Below are 19,223 nucleotides of genomic sequence, written 5' to 3' on the forward strand. Positions count from 1 at the left end.
TTAGCGTGGAAGATGATCGGCGAGGGCGAAGGAGCCTGGCATGAACAACGTGTACACGCACGGACATCACGAGTCGGTGCTGCGGTCGCACAGCTGGCGGACCGCGGAGAACTCGGCCGGCTATCTGCTTCCGCATCTGCGGCCCGGGATGTCGCTGCTCGATGTCGGCGCCGGCCCCGGCACCATCACCGCCGATCTGGCCCGCCTGGTCGAGCCCGGCCGGACGACGGCGCTGGAGGCGAACGCCGCCGCGCTCGGCCTCACCAGAGCCGCGTTCGAGGACCTGGAGCTCGACGTCGAGTTCGTCGTCGGCGACGTCCACGCCCTCGACCTGCCGGACGACACGTACGACGTCGTCCACGCGCACCAGGTCCTGCAGCACGTGGCCGACCCGGTGCAGGCGTTGCGGGAGATGCGTCGCGTCTGCAAGCCCGGCGGCACCGTCGCGGTCCGCGACTCCGACTATCACGGGTTCGTCTGGTACCCGCAGCTGCCCGAGCTGGACGAGTGGATGGCGCTCTACCAGCGGATGGCGCGCGCCAACAGCGGCGAGCCGGACGCGGGCCGGCGCCTGCTGTCCTGGGCCCTCGCGGCCGGCTTCGAGAACGTCGAGGCGACCACGTCGACCTGGGCGTTCACGAACCCCGAGGATCGTGCGTTCTGGGGCGGGATGTGGGCCGACCGCATCCTCAAGTCGGCGCTCGCGGACCAGGCGCGCGCATCCGGCGTACCGGAGGAGACGCTGACTGCGATCTCAGACGCCTGGCGGACCTGGACGGACACGCCCGACGCGACGATCTCGATCCTGCACGGCGAACTACTGTGCCGGGCGTGAGCGCTGGCGGGAGATCTCGTAGAGGACGGCGGTCGCGGCGTTGGCGGCGTTCAGGGAGCTGGCCGATCCGGTGATCGGGATCCGGACCAGGTGGTCGGCCGCTTCCTTCCATGCCGTACTCAGGCCGGCGGTCTCGTTCCCGATCAGCAGCAGCACCGGCTGGGTGAAGTCGAAGTCGTAGACGTCGGTCGGCCCGTGCTCGTCGGTGCCGACTACGACGACGGGCGCCGCGGACCGGCGTACCCAGTCGAGGACCTCGCGATGCGACGGCACGCGGACGGCGGGGACCGCGAACAGCGATCCCGTCGTCGCGCGCACCGCCTTCGGGTCGTAGACATCGGCCGCGTGCCCGGTCACGATCACGCCGTCGGCGCCGAACGCGTCGGCGGACCGGATGATCGACCCGATGTTGCCCGGCCCGGTCGGCCGGTCGAAGACGACGCCGAGGAACTCCGGCCCGACCGGGATCCGGTCGAGATCGTCGGCCGGGAGCTCCAGGACGGCGATCACCTCGGGATCGTCCTTCTCGCCGAGCTCGGCCAGCAGCTCCGGCGCCATCGCCACCCGCTCCACGTCAGGCAGCCGCCGCAGCAGGTCGGACGCCCAGCGGGACAGCGGGCGGGACGCGTCGGTGATGACCGTACGCACCGGCCAGCCGTTGTCGACGGCAACTGAAATCGGGCGGACGCCCTGCACCAGGAACTCGCCGGACCGCTGCCGCTTGGTGCGATTGGTCAGCGACGCCTGCCACACCTGGAACCGGGCGTTCCGCGAGGAAATCCGTTGCACCGCCCCACCCTACGACGACGACCTGCCGGCGACACGCGCCTGCGGCGCTCGAGGCTCAGCCCGGCGGGGTACTCGCGACAGACGGCTGGGCCGACCGGCGTCCTCAGGCCGGCGGTGCGGTTGACTCTCGGACGATGAGTTCCGGACGGAACAGCAATGACTGGCCCTGCGTCGGTCCGGAGTCGTCGAGCCGGGACCGGAGCTGGGTGAACGCGGCGGCGGCCATCTCCTTCATCGGCTGCCGGACCGTGGTCAGTGTCGGCGCGTACAGGTCCGCGAGAACGATGTCGTCGAACCCGACCACCGAGACGTCCTTGCCCACTTCGAGCCCGCCGTCGCGCAGCCCGCGGCAGACGCCGAGCGCGCACATGTCGTTGATCGCGACGATCCCGGTCGGCGGGTCTTCCAGCGCCAGCAGTTCAGCCGCGGCGGCGCGGCCGAGCTCGGACGCCTCGACGTCACCGAAGTCGTCCGCATCGCCCTTGACCGGCGCGCGCACCGACGTTGCGGGATCGATCCCCGCCTGCTCGAGCGCGGCCGTGAACCCGCGGTACCGCTCCTTGCGGTTGACGCTCGCCAGCGCGCCGGACACGAACGCGAGCCGGCGGTGCCCGAGATCGGTGAGGTGCTGCGCGGCGAGCTGGCTGCCGATCGCGTTGTCGACGCTGATGCTGACCAGCGACGCCGGGTCCCCGGCCTGCGACGTCCGGTCGAACGCGACCAGCTGCAGCCCGCGCTCGACCAGCGGCATCACGTGCTCGAGCGACGGCAGCGACGAGCACAGCACGACGCCGTGGACGCCGTCGGCCCACAGCTCGTCGACGTAGTCGCGCTCGCGGCGGGGATCGCGCTCGGAGTTGCAGAGCAGCACGTGGTACCCCTCGGCCAGCGCCGCGGACTCCAGGTGCCGCGCGAGCGCCCCCCAGAACGGGTTGCCCACCGACGGGACGACGAGCCCGATCGTGGTGTTCCGGCCGGTCCGCAGCTGCCGGGCGGCCCGGTTCGGCCGGTAGCCGAGCTTGTCGATCGCGCGCTCGATCCGCTGTCGGGTCTCGGGCAGCATCCGGTGGTTGCGCCCGTTGAGCAGGTTCGACACCGTGCTCGGCGAGACGCCCGCCTCGGTCGCGACCTGCTGGATCGTCACCTCGCCAGTTCTCAATTCACCGCCCACCCGCGCATTCTGTCACCCCGTGGTGTTGCCGTATCGCAGTGCAACGATGCATCAGTTTCCGGCGAAAGTCCAGCCGCAGTTCGTTGGTGCCCACCTCTTGACGTGCTGCGAAATCCGTTCCTAGCATGCGGTGCATCGTTGCACCGGCCTCGCACAGCTGCGCCGCTCCGGCTGGTAGATCGTTGCACCACTCCTCTTCCGCAGCACCACGAAAGGCGCGCCATGGAGTACACCCGCAGATCAGTCCTGACCGCCCTCGGGCTCGGCGCCGTCGCCGCGGCCACGGGGTGCTCCGCGTCGGGCGGCACCAACCAGGCAGCCGCCGACGGACCCGTCGAGGGCGAGATCAGCCTGCTCACCCCGCTGTTCGAGGGCAGCACCGGCAAGACGCTGCTGGAGGGCAAGCTGCTGCCGGCCTTCAAGCAGAAGAACCCGAACGTCACGGTCAAGGTCGACTACACGACGTACGCCGCTCTGAACGAGAAGATCACCACCAGCCTGGCCGGCGGTCTGATGCCGGACGTCGTGATGCTCGGCGTCGGCTGGATCCCTCCGTTCGCGCACAAGAAGGTGCTCGCGCCGCTGCCCGACGACCTCGCCAAGCGGTACGACTACGAGGACCGCGTCCTCGAACCGTCGCGGTTCGACGGCAAGCTGTACGCGCTGCCGATGGTCCTGGACACCCGGATCGTCACCTACCGCAAGGACCTGTTCGCCGAGGCCGGGATCACCGCGCCGCCGAAGGACTGGGCCGAGCTGCGCGAGATGTCCAAGGAGCTGGCCCGTCGTGACGGCTCCGGCAAGCTCACCCGGGTCGGGTTCGACCCGTTCTCGATCGATCTGCGGCAGTGCTGGGAGACGTTCCTGTTCGCCAACGACGGCAACCTGTTCGACGAGGCCGGGCAGCAGGTCAAGTTCAACGACGAGCGCGGTGTCGAGGCGCTGCAACTGTTCCTCGACGTGATCAAGGACAAGTCCGCCGACTACTCGTTCAAGTCGTCGGCCGGTCAGCCGACCACCCTGCAGCAGGGACGCTCCGCGATGATGATGTCGAACAACTCGCTCTGGGTGCAGCTCAAGAAGCAGAACCCGGAGCTGCTCAAGGAGGACAAGGTCGGCGCGTTCATCCTGGCCAACAAGGTGCCCGCGATGCTGCAGGGCGGCACCATGGTGGCGCGATCGGCCTCGTCGAAGCACGCCGCCGCGGCCCAGGCGCTGGTCGAGTTCATGGGTACGCCGGAATCGATCCTGCCGACCGCGGAACAACGCGGTTCCGTGCCCGGCGTCCAGGACCTGCGGACCTCGGAGTACGTGAAGAACAACGGTTTCGTGAAGCTTGCCCTGGACAACATGAGCAAGGCCCGCTCGGAGGGCGGCACGGCCGCCTGGATGGAGATCCGGGAGAAGATCAAGACCACGCTGGAGACCGCCGTGGTCGGCAAGCGGACCGCCAAGGAAGCGATCGACGAGCTCGCGAACCTGAGCAAGGAAGCGATCTCGCGGCTGTGAGCGGAACATTGGTCTCGACGCGGGACCGGGTGCGGGCAGCCGCGCCCGGACCCTCCGCTGCCCCGCCCCGGCGCCGGGGTCTGTCGCGCGCCCGCCGCCGCGCCGGCCTGCTGATGGTCGCGCCGGCCGTGCTGCACGCGCTGATCTGGATCGGCATCCCGCTGGTCGCCGCGAGCGTGCTGAGTTTCACGTCGTACGACGTGCTGACGCCGCCGCGGTTCGTCGGGCTGGAAAACTTCCGCGACCTGGTTTCCGACAGCGTTTTCCGGCGCGCCGTGCTGAACACCAGCATCTACACGTTCTTCACTGTGCCGGTGGCGATGGCGATCGCGCTGCTGATCGCGCTGATGCTGAACACCCGGCTGGCCGGGCGGGCGATCTTCCGGACCGCGATCTTCATCCCGCAGGTGACCGCGACGATCGCGGTGGCGCTGGTCTGGTTGTGGATCTACGACCCGCGCAGCGGTCTCGCCAACGCCGTCCTGTCGTTCCTCGGGCTGGACGGCCCGGCCTGGCTGTCCTCGACCGACTGGGCGATGCCGGCCGTGATCGTGGTCGGGATCTGGCAGGGGATCGGCCTGAAGATGCTCATCTACCTGGCCGCGCTGCAGAGCCTGCCGACCGATCTCTACGAGGCGGCGTCGGTGGACGGCGCCTCGAAGGTCCGGCAGTTCTTCAGCCTGACCCTGCCGCTGCTGCGGCCGGCGACGTTCTTCGTCTTCGTCACGTCGGTGATCGGCGCGTTCCAGTCCTTCGACCAGGTGTACATCCTGACCGACGGCGGGCCGGCGAACAGCACGACGATGATGACCTATGAGATCTACAAGTCCGCGTTCCGGGAGTTCCGGATGGGGTACGCGTGCGCGCAGAGCCTGGTGCTGTTCGCACTGCTGCTGTTCCTGACCCTGCTGAACCGGCGGATCACCGGAGGTGACCGTGCCACCCGTTGAGACCTCGAGGCGGGCCCGGAGCGGCCGGATCGCGCTCTACCTGATGCTGACCGCGATCTCCGTCGTGATGATCGTGCCGTTCGTCTGGATGCTGCTGACCTCGGTGAAGACCCCTGGCGACATCGCCGCGGTCCCGCCCCGGTTGTTCCCGACGGAATGGGCCTTCGGCAACTACGCCGACGCGCTGCGGGCGGCGCCGTTCGCGACGTACGCGCGGAACAGCTTCGTGATCGCCGTCAGCCACACCGTGCTGAACGTGCTGATCGCGTCGATGGCCGGGTACGCACTGGCGCGGTTGCGGTTCCGGGGGAGTTCGCTGATCTTCCTCGGCTTCGTCGGGGCGCTGATGATCCCGACGTACACCAAGATCCTGCCGGAGTTCCTGATCGTGCGGTTCATGCCGCTGTTCGGCGGCAACGACATCATGGGGCAGGGCGGCACCGGGTGGCTGGACACCTGGTGGGCGCTGATCATCCCGGGCGCCGTGAGCCCGTTCTCGGTGTTCCTGTTCCGGCAGTTCTACCTGGACCTGCCGGTGGAGCTGGAGGAGGCCGCCCGGCTGGACGGTCTCGGCGAGCTCGGCATCTACGCGCGGATCATGACGCCGCTGGTGAAACCCGCGTTCATCACCGTCGCGCTGCTCACCTTCGAGGGGTCGTGGAACAACTTCCTCTGGCCGCTGCTGGTGACCAAGAGCGACAGCCTGCGGGTGATCCAGGTCGGGCTGTCGGTGTTCCGCACCGAGAACGACACGCAGTGGGCGTTCCTGATGGCCGGTACCACGCTGGCCACCGTGCCGATGGTGGTGCTGTTCCTGATCGGGCAGCGCTACTTCGTCCAAGGTTTCGCGACCGCGGGCATCAAATGACAATCGACGGAAGGACTGTTTCTATGACCGGGGAACTGCACGGGACGCGCGCGCTGGTGACCGGTGCCGGGCACGGCATCGGCCGCGGGATCGCGCTCGGCCTGGCGGCGGCCGGCGCCGACGTGGTGGTGCACTACGGAAAGTCCGCCGACGCGGCCGCGCAGACCGTGTCCGCCATCGAGGACCTCGGCCGGAAGGCGATCGCGGTCGGGGCCGACGTGACGTCGACCGCGGACGTCGACCGGCTGCTCGACGAAACGGTCGGTTTCCTCGGCGGTCTCGACGTACTGGTCTGCAACGCCGGGCACCTGATCGGGCGGGTCGCGGTCGAGGAGATGACCGACGAGCACTACCAGCAGGTGGTGGACGTGAACCTGGGCGCGACGTTCCGGACCACGCGGGCGGCGATCCCGCACCTCGCCCAGTCCGCGAACCCGCGGGTCGTCACGATGGCCTCGCTCGCCGCGCACAACGGCGGCGGTCCCGGCTCGGTGATCTACGCGGCGGCGAAGGCCGGCATCCGCGGCTTCACCAAGGGCCTGGCGAAGGAGCTCGGGCCGCGCGGGATCACGGTCAACGCGGTCGCGCCCGGATACATCGCGGACACGGCGTTTCATAACACGTTTTCCACCGCCCAGGCGCAGACGAACATGGTCGCCGGTACGCCGATCGGCCGCGCCGGCCAGGTGGAGGACGTCGCGAACGCGGTCCGGTTCCTCGCGCTGCCGGCGTCCGGGTACCTGACCGGTATCACCATCGACATCGACGGTGGCACGTGGCCGCGTTGAGCCCGCCGACGGAACGCGGCGGCTGGTGGCACGAGTACGTGTGTCCCGCACACGGTGTCGAGCTGGCGCACGTCGGATTCGAGTCCGGAAAGTTTCCGGAGGGCGGCGTTCCGTGTTCCTACGGTTGCCGGGTCGACACCCCCGCGGTGCGCGGCGCGTGGACGGTCCTCGCCCATCACTTCTGGGCGCGGCGGATCCGGCTGCTCTCGTACGACGGGGGCGGGGCCGACCTGCTCACGTCGTACGCGCGGTTGTACGCCGACCTCACGAAAGCCGGGGAGCACGAGGAGGCGCAGGGCTGGATGCAGCGCGGCCGGCTGTTCCACCAGGCGCTGACCGACGCGGTGTGGGGTGTGCCGATCGCCCATTCGATCCTGAACCTGGCCGGTCGCGCCGAGCTGGGGGAGACGCTCCCGATGCTCGACGACATGGTCGCCGGCGCACGGCGGGCCCGCGACGCGATGATTGCCCAGGACAAGTTCTCCTCGAACTACACGGCCTGGTTCAACGCTCTCGGGACGACGGCCGGCCAGGCGGCTGCCGCCGTCCGGGAAGAGAAGTGGTCCGGCGCCGACGAGTGGCTGACCGGTGAGTACGGCCAGTTCGCCCACCTGGAGGTCGCGACTGGCGAGGACGGCTGGGAGTGGGAAGGAAGCACGTACTACCACGGCTTCGTCCTGCGGGCGTATCTGTTGAGCCTGCGCGGCTACGACCCGTCGCTCGTGCCGGATCGTCTGGAGCGGATGATCGCGGCGCTGGCGTCGATCGCGACCGACGGCGGCATCCTTCCGGCTCTCCACGACGGCCCGTACCTCCGCGCACCACTGGCGCTGGAGTGGCTGGAAATCGCATCCCTTGCTCGCCAGTTCACCACCGCTCACGGCCTGGAGTCCGTGGCCAACCGAGCTCGCGCGGAGGCGGGTCCCGACTACGACGGCCTCGAGGACGAACTCACCAACTGGTTCGACGCCCCACCTCGCACCGCGAATCCGGCCCGGGTCGCACGATCCGTGGGATCTACCTACGCGGTGATTCGGGTGCCTGGTCTGCACGCGATCCTCGACCACGGCCCGCACGGCGGTTCCCACGGGCACCACGACAAGCTCGCGCTCTACCTGTACGGCGCCACCACCCCCTGGCAACCCGACCCCGGTCAGGTGCCCTACGGCCATGCCCAGTGGCGCGCGCACTACAAGTCCGCCGCCGCCCATCCGACGATCCGCGTCGACGGGCTCGAACCGGCGGAGGCGACCGGCGAGCTGACCTCCGACGCCGACTCGGTGACGGCCGCGGTCGACGGCTGGTACGACGGTGTCCGCGCGACCCGGAAACTCGTTTCCGGAAACAGCTATCTGGTGGACGTCGTCCGGGTCACGGCGGATCGCGAACGCGAGATCGTGCTGCAGTTCCGCCCCGACGTCGACCTGACCGTGGAGGTCGGGCCGGACGCAGTACGGACGACCTGGGCCGGCAACGAAACGCTGTACGGCTACCACCTCTCCGACGCCGTACCCGTGACCCGCCCAGGTCCCGGTCCGGCCGACGATCCGCAGCGGACCAGGACCTGGATCGACTGGACGGTTGTCGGCGCGACCGCGACGTACTGCTCCGTCTACTCGACCACGCCGCTCGACGTGCGGTTGGTCGGCGACGTGATCACGGTCGACGGACACGAGCATCCGATCGGAGGACAGTGATGTTCGACGATCGCATCGACGAGATGCGCGCCGGCCTCGACGGGCGGTACGCCGCGCAGTGGCGGCGGTTGCGCGAGCAGTGCGACTGGTACCGGACGCAGACCCCGCCGACCGAGCACCCGTCCGCGAGCATCACGTTCTTCGGGCCGGCCGCCGCGAACCTCGCGCTCGCCCACCGCTTGACCGGGAACGAGGGCTACCGCGCCGAGGCGGAACGCTGGATCTCCGCCGCGATCAACTTCCCGCACTGGGGCAAGGCCCACCTCCCGGACCACGACCTCGACGCCGGATGGTTGCTGCACGGATTGTCCCTCGCCTTCACCTGGCTCGGCGACGACTTCGCCCTGGCCGGCGACCTGCGCGCCAAGCTCGAGCTCCAGGGCTCGCAGTTGTACGAGTTCGCCGTGGAGACCGAGGGCTCGTGGTGGAGCTCGTCGTACTGGCAGAACCACAACTGGATCTGCTACACCGGGCTCGCCGCGGCCGGTTACGCCCTGGGCCGCACGGAATGGACGGAACGCGCCAAGCAGAACTTCGACACGGTCGTCGAGTTGCTGCCGGCCGACGGGTCGGACATGGAGGGCGTCGTCTACTGGCGGTACGGCGTTCCGTGGCTGGCGACGTACCTGGACCTGCTCCAGGACCGCGAAGGGCTCGACTGGTGGCAGCGCTGCCGGTTCCTCGCGAACACGTTTTCCTACCGGCTGCAGCAGTGTGCGCCGGGCTTCGAGGAGAACATCGACCACGGCGACTGCCACGACCGGCGCAGCGGACACAGCGTCGCGCTGTACCGGAAACTCGCCTCCGCGTACCGGATCGGCGAGGCGCAGTGGCTGGCGGATCTCGTGTCCGAACGGTTCTTCTGGCGGGAGGCGTACGCGAGCGGCGTGAAACCCGGCGTGATGCCGGAGGCGTACCTCGAGCTGCTCTGGTACGACGACTCGCTGCCGCCGGTCGATCCCGCGAAGAACACGTCGTTGTCCGCGTACTTTCCGGACCTCGGCCTGGTCACGGCCCGGACCGGCTGGGACGACGAGGCGACGATGGTGTCGTTCAAGGCCGCGCCGGGCGGTGGCCATCAGGCGTGGGAGACGTCGCACCGGCTGGACCGCGAGCGCGGGTGGGACACGTTGAGCGCCGGCCACCATCATCCCGACGCGGGGTCGTTCGTGCTCACGTCGCGCGGCGCGTTCCTGGCCGTCGACGAGGGATACAGCAACCGTAAGCGCGCCGGCGACCACAACCTGATCCTGGTCGACGGCCTCGGGTACGCCGACGAGGACCGGTACCACGTCTACAAAGGGATCCCGTACGAACGCCAGGCGCGCATGGTCGACGTGCACGCGGTCGACGGCGTGGCACACGCGACGGCGCAGATCGCGGCGATGTATCCGCCCGAGCTGGGCATCACCCGACTCGACCGGACTCTCGTCTTCACACCCGCCGGCCGGCTCGTCCTGCTGGATCGGTGCGCGGCCGAGTCCCCGCGCGACTGGACGCTCCTGCTGCATGCCGACTGGCCGATCGAGTACGGCGACGAGATCGCGCTGCGGTCGGGATCCGCGCAGGCCTGGGTCCGGATCCACACGCCGCTGACCGTGGAGTCCGCGGTGACCGAGGTCGAGGCCAACCCGACGTCCAGCACCCCCAGCCTCCGCTTGACCCGCACCCTGCACACGCTCCGAGCCACTGCGCACCAGGCGACGACCGCCACTCTTCTCACGACCATCGAACCCACGTCCGCTCTGCATCCGGCGCCGCCGACCGCCCGCCGCCTCGATCTCACCCGCGGCCACGGTGTCGCCTTCGCCGACGAGACCGTGCTGCTCGCGGACGACGACGGCACGATCGAGGGCGCCGAAGTCGAGGCGATCACCAGTTCCGGCGCGATCTCCGGCGACGCGATGCTCCGAGCGGGCGGGCGATCCCGGCCGGCCGATGGGGCCGGCGTCGGGTTCCGGGCCGTCATCCAGACCGCGGACGGGCGGATCACGGTATGACCGGGGGAGGGCTCGGCCGGCGCGCACTCGACTGGCTCGGCTGGATCGCGAGTCCGGCGATGGCCGGCGCGGCCTTCACGATCCTGTGCCTCGGGATCGTGACGTGGCTGCCCGCGCTGGCGGCGGTCGGCTTCGCCCTCAACCGGTGGCGGACCGACGGCGACACGCGATGCTTCACCGGTGTGTTCGCCGGATGGCGCACGTACTGGCGCCCGCTGCTCCCGCACTCGGTGCTGATGACGATCACCGCAGTGATTGCCGCCAGCAACTTGTCGTTCCTGTCCGGCCGATCCGGACCGCTCGTCCTGACCTTGTTCATGATCCACGTCGGCCTGGTCGCCGCCGCGGTCACCTATCACGTCGCGCTCGCGGTCGCCGCCGGCCGCGACCCGTCCGGATCGGCCGCCGACTGGCGTCGTACGGCGTTCCGTCTGGCCTTCACCTCCGTTCCGCGCGGTACCGCACTCCTCGGTGCCGCCGTCGCCGCACCGGTCTTCTCACTTCCGGTACCAGCAGGTCCCTTGCTCCTCGGCACCACAGTTCCGGTTCTGGTCGGCCTGCTCGTCGCCGACCGCTCATAGGCAGCAACCGCCCACTCAGGAGGACCACCATGTCCAGAGCTGTCCCGATCCTGCTTCTCGGCGCCGCACTGGCGCTGCCCGCCGTTCCGGCGCACGCCGCGACCGACTACTACGTCGCCACCACCGGCAGCGACGCCACTTCGGGTACGTCGACCGGTTCGCCGTTCGCCACGATCCAGAAAGCGCTTGACGTCGCACCGCGGGGCGCGACCGTACATCTTGCCTCTGGCACCTATCTCCAGGACGCGGTGACGATCAGGTCCGGGGTCACGATCACCGGTCCGTCGAGCGCGGTCGTGAAGGGCGCCGGAAACTCGCGGATCCTGCAGATCCAGCACGACGGCGTGACCCTGGACGGGTTCACGATCGACGGGTTGTTCGGGTCGTCGTCGAGCAAGGACGGATACCGGGACAAGCTCGTGTACGTGATGAGCACGTCGCCTGGTGACGGCGTGGGCACGTTGACGATCCGGAACATGCGGCTGAAGAACGCCGGCGGCGAATGCCTGCGCCTGCGGTACCTGATCACGAACGCCGACGTGCACGACAACACCGTCGGTCCGTGCGGGGTGTACGACTTCAAGTTCGGCGACGGCGGCAAGAACGGTGAGGGGATCTACCTCGGCACCGCGCCCGAGCAGCAGGGCGAGAACGGCGCGCCCGACGACCAGCCGGACCGCAGCCGGAACAACCGCATCCACGACAACACGATCGCGACGTACGGCAACGAGTGTGTGGACGTGAAAGAGAACTCGACCGCGAACGTGATCGAGTACAACGACTGCAGCCGGCAGAAGGACCCGAGCTCGGGCGGGCTGGACGCGCGCGGCAACGGAAACACGTTCCGCTACAACACGATCCACGACAACACCGGCGCCGGCGTCCGCCTCGGCGGCGACACGGAAACCGACGGAACCGGCAACAACGTCTACGGAAACACGATCACGAACAACGCGTCCGGCGGCATCAAGTTCATGCGCACACCCCAGGGCCAGGTCTGCGGAAACACCATGTCCGGCAACACCGGAGGAAACTCCGTCGGCACCTACGCAGCCGACTTCACCCCGACAGCAGCCTGCTGATGCCCGGCCACCCGAACAACCTCGCCAACTCCGCTGTGGACGGGGCACATCGCACGATCTCCGGAGGAGTTGCGGGCGGGGTCTCGCGCCGTGGGGTTCTCGGTGGTGTGATCGGCGGCGTCCTCGGTACCGCGATGGGCGCGGTAACTGCGAACGCCACACCCGAGGGCGTACCCGAGGGTGCGTCTGGGGGACGTGTGCAGTGGGCTGCGAGTTGGGCGACGGCGCAGACTGCTCCCACCCCGGCCGACGCCGACGCCAGCGCCGGATTCACCGACGTCACCCTGCGCTCGACGGTTCGCCTTTCCGCTGGGACCATCCCGGGCTCTGCTGTTCGGCTGCGGTTCGCCAATCCGTTCGGTACGAGGCCTGTGGTTGTCGGACCGGTGGCGGTGGACGGAGCACCGGTGCTGTTCGGTGGGGAGAAGGACGTGCTGCTCGCGGCCGGGGCGAGCGTCATGAGTGATCCTGTGGAGGTCGTCGTACCGGACGGCGGGGACCTGACGGTGAGTATCTACCTGCCCGGCCCCACCGGCCCGCTGAGCTTCCACCGGAACGTGCACGCGACCGGCTACATCAACGACCGCCCGACCAATTCCGTGTTCCTGCTCAATGGCGTCGACGTGTCGGCGGCCGGGCGTCAGGCGGTCGCGGTGCTCGGCGACTCGATCACCGAAGGCGTCGGCACCCCGGACAACGCGAACCTCCGCTGGCCGGACCAGTACGCCGCACGGTTCCACCGCCGCCCCGCCGTCGCCAACCTCGGGATCAGCGGAAACCGAGTTCTGCTCGACGACGCCCGCTTCGGGCCGAGCGGACAGTCCCGGTTCGACCGCGACGTACTAGGCCTGCCGAACCTCCGGACGCTGGTCGTGTTCCTGGGCATCAACGACATCCAGCAGCCACCCGGCCAGACCGACCCCGCACGGATCCTGCAGGCCTACGACCAACTGGTACGCCGCGCGCACGACCACGACCTCGACGTGATCGGCGCGACCATCGGCCCGTTCAAGGGCTGGATCCGTTACACCGACGCTCTCGACCAGGTCCGCAACGACGTCAACGCCGTACTCCGGCAAGGCCGGCTCTTCGACCGCCTCCTCGACGTCGACGCCGCCCTCCGCGACCCCGCCGACCCGGCCCGGCTCCGTCCCGGCTTCAACAGCGGCGACGGCCTCCATCCCAACGCCGCCGGCGCGAAGGCGATCGCCCTAGCCCTCTGAGAGGACCCACATGCCTGACCTCACCCTCCGCCGCCGGACCGTCCTCGGCGGAATGCTCGGCGGAACCGCACTCCTCGCCCTGCCCACACCGACCTGGGCCGCCGGGTCGACCGACGAACTCAGGCTCCGCTGGCAGACCCTGCTGACCGGCGGCCCGACCGTCGACCCGAGCGATCCCGACCTCGCTGTCGCGATCGCCCGCGTCGACCTCCTCGCCCAGTCCGCGCTCACCACCCTCGACCGCTCGGCCGGCCGCACCACCCTGTGGCCTGACCTGGCGAGTACAACGCTTTCCAACCACGTCGCGTCGAACCTCCGCCGGATCAAGCAGATCGCGGTCGCCTGGGCCACGAACGGATCGGCGTACCAAGGAAATGCGTCCGTCGCGGACGACATCAGCGGTGCCCTGGAATGGATGTACGCCAACCGCTACAGCCCCACGCTCCCGCGCTACGACAACGACTACGACTGGGAGATCGGCGGCGCCTCCGCGTTCGCCGACACACTCGTCCTGCTGTACGACGTGCTCCCGACGGAAATCCGGGCGAAGTACACGGCGGCGATCGACCACTACACGCCGGACCCGAACCTGTGGCGCGCCGACCGGCAGATCGCCACCGGCGCGAACCGGGTCTGGATCGCTACCGTGGTGGCGATCCGCGCGGTCCTCGACGGCGACACGGCCGCGCTGGTCCGCGTCCGCGACGCGATCAGCGACGTGGAAGGCAGCGGCGCGAACAGCGTGCTCGCGTTCAACGACGCGCCCGGCCGGGTCGACGGAACCGGCGAGGGTTTCTACAGCGACGGCTCGTTCCTCCAGCACTACAAGCACCCGTACAACGGCGGCTACGGCAAGGAACTGCTCGGAACGCTTTCCGGCCTGCTCTACCTGCTCGGCGGCACCGAGTGGACCGTCACCGATCCGGATCTCGAGAACATCTACGGCTGGGTCAACGACGCCTTCGACCCGTTGATGGTGCGTGGTGATCTGATGGGTTCGGTCTGCGGCCGGGAGATCGCCCGGCCCAGCAAACAGAACCACGCCCCGACGCAGACGGTCATCGAAGGCACCCTGCGGCTGATCCCGGCCGCACCGCCCGCCCGGGCCGCGCAGCTGACCGCACTCGTCAAGCAGTGGATCACCGAGGACACTTTCCGGGATTTCCTCAAGGTCACGGATCCGGCCTCGCTGGTGGCGGCCCGGAGCATCCTGACGTCGTCGGCGCCGGCCCGCGGACCGCTCGTGCTGCACAAGCAGTACCCGCGGATGGACAAGGTCGCGCACCACCGCCCCGCCTTCACGATCGGGCTGAGCGCGTACTCGTCGCGGATCTACAACTACGAGTCGATCCAGACCGAGAACCTGCACGGCTGGCACCTGTCCGACGGGATGGTGCTGCTGTACGACGACGACCTCGGTCACTACTCGGGCGACTACTGGCCGACGGTCGACCCGTACCGGTTGCCGGGGACAACGATCGACACCCGGCGGCTGGCCGACTCCTACGGTTTCCGCAGCACCAGCGCGGCCGACTGGGTCGGCGGCGCGGCGGTTCCGCAGCGCACGATCGGCGCCTACGGCATGGACCTGCGGGGGCACGGGACCGGCCTGCGGGCACTGAAGAGCTGGTTCCTGATCGACGACGTGATGGTGTGCGTCGGGTCGGACATCACCGGCGACGGAACGGTCGAGACGATCGTCGAGAACCGCAAGTTGCGCACCGGCGCCGAGACCTTCACCGCCGCGCCCGGCTGGTGTCACCTCGAGGGCACCGGCGGCTACGTCTTCCCCGATCGCACGCCGATCCGGACGCTCCGCGAGAACCGGACCGCGACCTGGCGGGAGATCAACCTCAAGTACGGCACCGACACCCCCGTGACCCGGCCATACCAAACCGTATGGTTTGCGCACGGCGCGGCGCCGGTCGCGCAGGGCTACTACTACGTGCAGTTGCCGACGGCAACTCTTGCGGAGACGAAGTCCTTCGCGGGCAAGCTTCCGCTGCAGAAATTGCAGGCCGATTCCACGGCACACGCTGTCCGGATGAAGAACGTCCTGGCAGCCAACTTCTGGACCGCGGGCACCGTCGCCGAGTTGACGGCCGACGGGCCGGCCTCCGTCGTGGTCGCCGGCGGCACGGTCGCGATCTCCGATCCGACGCAGACCCGCACATCGGTCACCGTCGACCTCGACAAGCCGGACCTGCAGCTGACGAAGGCCGATCCGGGCGTCACGGTCACTCGCCGCGGCCGCGGTTGGCGCATCGTCGTCGACACCACCGATCGCCACGGCAACGCCGCCACGGTCTGCTTCCAGTGACTCCCACCGACTCCCACCGACTCCCCACCGACTCCCACCGACTCCACTGAACTGACTCCATCGAGAGGAAACACTTCATGCTGGTCGACATGCCCCTGGACCGGTTGCGTGAGTACCGGCCGGAGCCGGAGGAGCCCGCGGACTTCGACGCGTTCTGGAAGCAGACGCTCGACGTCGCGGCCGGCCACCCGATCGGCACCACGTTCACGCCGTACGACGCACGTCTCGCGACCGTCGAGGTCCAGGACGTGACGTTCAGCGGCTGGGGCGGTCAGCCGGTCAAGGCGTGGCTGCTCCTGCCACGCCATCGCACCGGGCCGTTGCCCGCCGTCGTGCAGTACATCGGGTACAACGGCGGCCGCGGGATTCCGTACGAGTGGCTGACCTGGAGCGCGGCCGGGTACGCACACCTGATCATGGACAACCGCGGCCAGGGCGGCGGCGGAAAGACCGTTTCGGAAACTGCGGACATCGCGCCGGAAGGACACGGATCGTCGGCACCGGGTTTCCTGACCCGCGGAATCGAGGATCCCGCCAAGCATTACTACCGGCGGCTGATCACCGACGCGGTCCGGGCGGTCGACGCCGTGCGGAGCAGCCCGGACGTCGACGCCGAGCGCGTCGCGGTGGTCGGCGGCAGCCAGGGCGGCGGCCTCGCGCTCGCGGTCGCCGGGCTGCGCGCCGAGCTGTCCGCCGCGATCGCCGACGTGCCGTTCCTGTGTCATTTCCGGCGCGCGTCACAGATCACCGACAACGGGCCGTACGCCGAGATCGCGCGCTGGCTGAAAGGGCATCGGTTCGAGACCGAGACCGCGATCGGCACGCTGTCGTACTTCGACGCGGTGAACTTCGCCGCCCGCGCGACCTGCCCGGCCTGGTTCTCGGTCGCGCTGATGGACAACATCTGCCCGCCGTCGACGGTGTTCGCGGCGTACCACGCCTATGCGGGGCCGGCGGAGATCGAGGTGTTCACGTACAACGGCCACGAGGGCGGCGCCGAGTACGACCTGCCGCGCAAGCTCAGCGCGCTCGCCGGCGCCTTCGGCCGCGGTGCCTGAGCCGCAGCGCGCCCCACAGCAGCAACGCCGGTAACCAGAGCAGCACCAGCCAGGGAAGTCGCCACCAGCCGGACTCACCGTCGAGTTCCGGCTGGCCGGCGGCGACCAGCGGCCGGGCGGACGTTGACCAGGCGAGGAACGCGTCCCCGATCGGCACCGCGCCGAACAGGTACCGCTTCGTCGTCAGCCCGCTGAACGGCAGCCCGACCAGTTCGCCCGTCCGGGCCAGCCGGTCGGCGAGCGGATCGTGGTGGACCCGCGCCGCACCGAGCCCGACAACGGTCGCGGAAAGACTCATTCCGAAAACCAGCGGCCCGGAATCCACATCCCCGTGGCCGCTGGTGCCCTCCGGGTACTCGCGGACACCGAGGCCGTTCACGAACCTCTCCTTGAAGAGCGCGTACTGCTCCTCTGCGAAGGCCGGATCGATGTCGACCAGGAACCGCTGGATCATCGCCTGCGACGAGCCCCGCGCGCCGGAAACCTGCGGAACCGCCTGATGCGGCAGCAACCCGGTCGCCGGGTCCAGCCGGGTCCTCGCCGCCGTCACCCAGGTGCGCGCGGCCTGGCCGAAGCGCGGCGCGACCAGCGCGTCGTACAACCGGAGCGAAGCGATCGCGACGACTGAGTCGACCGGCCAGGCCTGCCCCGGGTACGCGGCCAGGAACGGCGACGGCGCGGTCCGGAAAGCGCTGGCGATCTCGGCCGAAGCGCTGGTGAACGCGGCGCGGTCGGCGGCCTCGGAACGGCCGAGGGCGAACAATCCGCCGCGGAGCCAGTTCGTCCAGCCCGCGTAGAAGACGCCGTACCGCGGTTGGAGTGACTCGTCGAACGGGGCGGTCCCGTCCCGGGACGCGATCCGGTCGAGCGCCCAGCGCGCCTCCGCGGTGGCGTCGGCGGAACGCTCCGGATCGTCGAGGCCGACCTGGACCCAGCTGAGCCCGTACAGCACGTTCAGGAAGAAATACCCTTCCGGAAACTGTTTCTGCGCGGCCACGTCCGCGCCGTTCTCGAGCTCGGCACGCAGGAACTTCAGCTGTTTGACCACACCACGGGCAGGATCGGTCCACGGAAGAACCAGACGTGCGGTCCCCACCCCCGCCACCAGCGTGGCGATGACCGCCACGCCGATCACCACCTTGCGCAGCACCCGGCTCAATCTAGACGGTCGCCGGCAACCAACGGCAGTCGAACGGATGACCATCCGGAAACGGCACCACACGACCATCCGGAAACGGCACCACACGACCATCCGGAAACGGGATCGCAGACCGTGCGGCGATCAACAGCTCAAGTGCCGAGCGTCGACTCTCGCGTGATCAGCCGGGTGGGCAGGACCAGCTGGCCGCGGCGCGGTGTGCCGGCGATGACGTCCAGGAGCAGGTTGGCGGTCCGGCGACCGAGCTCCTCGAGCTCCATGTCGACGGTGGTGAGCGGCGGCCGGCTGGCCAGCGCCATCACGGACCAGTTGTCGAAGCCGGTGACCGCGATGTCGTCCGGTACCGACCGGCCGAGCTCGCGCAGGCGGTCGCAGACGCCCCGGGCGATCTGGTCGCTGCCGCAGGTGATCGCCTCCACCGTCGGCTCGGCGCGGAGCAGCACGTCGACCGCGTGCCGTCCCCAGCGCTCGCTCCACTCGCCGTACAGCGGCTGGCCGACGAATCCCGACCGCGCGGCGCCCATCGTCGACGCGGCGCGGATCTGCGCGCTGAGGTGTGACTCGGGGCCGGTGACGTGGGCGATCCGCTCGCGGCCGAGGGACTGCAGGTGGCGCACGGTCGACGCGGCGCCGCCGTGGTCGTCGACGATCACCGACGTGTCGTCCGGATCGGTCGACGGGCTGAACGCGTACACGACCGGGATCGGCACGTCGACCGGCTCGCGCGCCTCGGTCCGGCGGCCGGTCACGATGATGCCGTCCACCCGGCGGGAGACCAGCGACTTCAGGTAGTGCTGCTCGCGGAGCGGGTCGTCACGGGTGTCGCACAGGACGAGGGCCATCTCGCCGGCGCTCAGCGCGTCCTCGGCGCCGAGCATGATCGGGATGCTGAACCGGCCCGAGCTGTCGGTGGTGATCAGGCCGACCGTGAAACTGCGCCCGGACGCGAGCGCGCGGCCGCGGCTGTCCGGGGTGAAGCCGAGCTGTTCGGCGGCCCGCCGCACGCGCTCGCGGGTCGCCTCGCGGAGCTGCCCGGTGTCGTTCAGCGCCTTCGACGCCGTGCTCGCCGAGACGCCGGCCAGCGCGGCCACGTCCTTGATCCCGGGCGTGCGGATGGTCCGTGACGCCATGCGGCAACTCCTTTCCTGAGGTTTCCGGCACAGTACCGCACGGATCGCGTCCGGCCCGGAGTT

The 19,223-nt window shown here is 69.6% G+C and carries 16 protein-coding genes; 12 read left to right on the forward strand and 4 right to left on the reverse strand.

Annotation, left to right across the window (positions count from 1 at the left end):
* Nucleotides 1-40: 40 nt before the first annotated feature.
* Nucleotides 41-835, forward strand: a complete 795-nt coding sequence (locus tag ABZW60_RS29755) for a methyltransferase domain-containing protein (protein WP_355482377.1) — start codon at nt 41-43, stop codon at nt 833-835.
* Here ABZW60_RS29755 and ABZW60_RS29760 read toward each other — a convergent pair.
* Entirely contained in the window at nt 818-1,624 is an 807-nt protein-coding gene (locus tag ABZW60_RS29760; RefSeq protein ID WP_355482379.1) for a TrmH family RNA methyltransferase, read from the reverse strand. The two genes, ABZW60_RS29755 and ABZW60_RS29760, sit on opposite strands and share 18 nt — an antisense overlap.
* Nucleotides 1,625-1,727: 103 nt before the next feature.
* The gene (locus tag ABZW60_RS29765; protein WP_355482380.1) at nt 1,728-2,795 is read right to left on the reverse strand and encodes a LacI family DNA-binding transcriptional regulator; all 1,068 of its coding nucleotides are present in this window, start codon (nt 2,793-2,795) and stop codon (nt 1,728-1,730) included.
* 222 nt (nt 2,796-3,017) lie between these two features.
* Here ABZW60_RS29765 and ABZW60_RS29770 point away from each other — a divergent pair, with 222 nt between their 5' ends.
* The 11 genes from ABZW60_RS29770 (at nt 3,018) to ABZW60_RS29820 (ending at nt 16,871) form a co-directional block, all read left to right on the forward strand.
* Complete coding sequence (locus tag ABZW60_RS29770) at nt 3,018-4,304, forward strand: extracellular solute-binding protein (protein WP_355482382.1); 1,287 nt, start codon at nt 3,018-3,020, stop codon at nt 4,302-4,304.
* Nucleotides 4,301-5,254 (forward strand): sugar ABC transporter permease, encoded by a 954-nt coding sequence (locus tag ABZW60_RS29775; protein WP_355482384.1) that lies wholly within the window; start codon nt 4,301-4,303, stop codon nt 5,252-5,254. The genes ABZW60_RS29770 and ABZW60_RS29775 overlap by 4 nt, the downstream gene beginning before the upstream one ends.
* Nucleotides 5,241-6,122, forward strand: coding sequence for a carbohydrate ABC transporter permease (locus ABZW60_RS29780; RefSeq protein WP_355482386.1), 882 nt, complete (start codon nt 5,241-5,243; stop codon nt 6,120-6,122). The genes ABZW60_RS29775 and ABZW60_RS29780 overlap by 14 nt, the downstream gene beginning before the upstream one ends.
* A gap of 23 nt (nt 6,123-6,145) precedes the next feature.
* The gene (locus ABZW60_RS29785) at nt 6,146-6,910 is read left to right on the forward strand and encodes an SDR family oxidoreductase (protein WP_355482388.1); all 765 of its coding nucleotides are present in this window, start codon (nt 6,146-6,148) and stop codon (nt 6,908-6,910) included.
* Entirely contained in the window at nt 6,898-8,607 is a 1,710-nt protein-coding gene (locus ABZW60_RS29790; RefSeq protein ID WP_355482390.1) for a heparinase II/III family protein, read from the forward strand. The genes ABZW60_RS29785 and ABZW60_RS29790 overlap by 13 nt, the downstream gene beginning before the upstream one ends.
* Nucleotides 8,607-10,607, forward strand: a complete 2,001-nt coding sequence (locus ABZW60_RS29795; RefSeq protein ID WP_355482392.1) for a hypothetical protein — start codon at nt 8,607-8,609, stop codon at nt 10,605-10,607. The genes ABZW60_RS29790 and ABZW60_RS29795 overlap by 1 nt, the downstream gene beginning before the upstream one ends.
* Entirely contained in the window at nt 10,604-11,188 is a 585-nt protein-coding gene (locus ABZW60_RS29800) for a hypothetical protein (RefSeq protein ID WP_355482394.1), read from the forward strand. The genes ABZW60_RS29795 and ABZW60_RS29800 overlap by 4 nt, the downstream gene beginning before the upstream one ends.
* Nucleotides 11,189-11,217: 29 nt before the next feature.
* Complete coding sequence (locus tag ABZW60_RS29805) at nt 11,218-12,270, forward strand: right-handed parallel beta-helix repeat-containing protein (RefSeq protein WP_355482396.1); 1,053 nt, start codon at nt 11,218-11,220, stop codon at nt 12,268-12,270.
* The gene (locus ABZW60_RS29810) at nt 12,270-13,493 is read left to right on the forward strand and encodes a GDSL-type esterase/lipase family protein (RefSeq protein ID WP_355482397.1); all 1,224 of its coding nucleotides are present in this window, start codon (nt 12,270-12,272) and stop codon (nt 13,491-13,493) included. Before ABZW60_RS29805 ends, ABZW60_RS29810 begins: the two co-directional genes overlap by 1 nt.
* Nucleotides 13,494-13,503: 10 nt before the next feature.
* Complete coding sequence (locus tag ABZW60_RS29815; protein WP_355482399.1) at nt 13,504-15,813, forward strand: polysaccharide lyase 8 family protein; 2,310 nt, start codon at nt 13,504-13,506, stop codon at nt 15,811-15,813.
* A gap of 77 nt (nt 15,814-15,890) precedes the next feature.
* A complete protein-coding gene (locus ABZW60_RS29820; protein ID WP_355482401.1) occupies nt 15,891-16,871 on the forward strand; it encodes an acetylxylan esterase in 981 nt (326 codons plus the stop codon).
* Here the strand turns inward: ABZW60_RS29820 and ABZW60_RS29825 are convergent.
* A complete protein-coding gene (locus tag ABZW60_RS29825) occupies nt 16,834-18,021 on the reverse strand; it encodes a hypothetical protein (protein WP_355482403.1) in 1,188 nt (395 codons plus the stop codon). The two genes, ABZW60_RS29820 and ABZW60_RS29825, sit on opposite strands and share 38 nt — an antisense overlap.
* A 140-nt stretch (nt 18,022-18,161) precedes the next feature.
* Entirely contained in the window at nt 18,162-19,160 is a 999-nt protein-coding gene (locus tag ABZW60_RS29830; RefSeq protein ID WP_355482405.1) for a LacI family DNA-binding transcriptional regulator, read from the reverse strand.
* Nucleotides 19,161-19,223: the final 63 nt, after the last annotated feature.

The sequence above is a fragment of the Kribbella sp. NPDC003557 genome (genome assembly GCF_040610805.1).
Taxonomy (GTDB): domain Bacteria; phylum Actinomycetota; class Actinomycetes; order Propionibacteriales; family Kribbellaceae; genus Kribbella.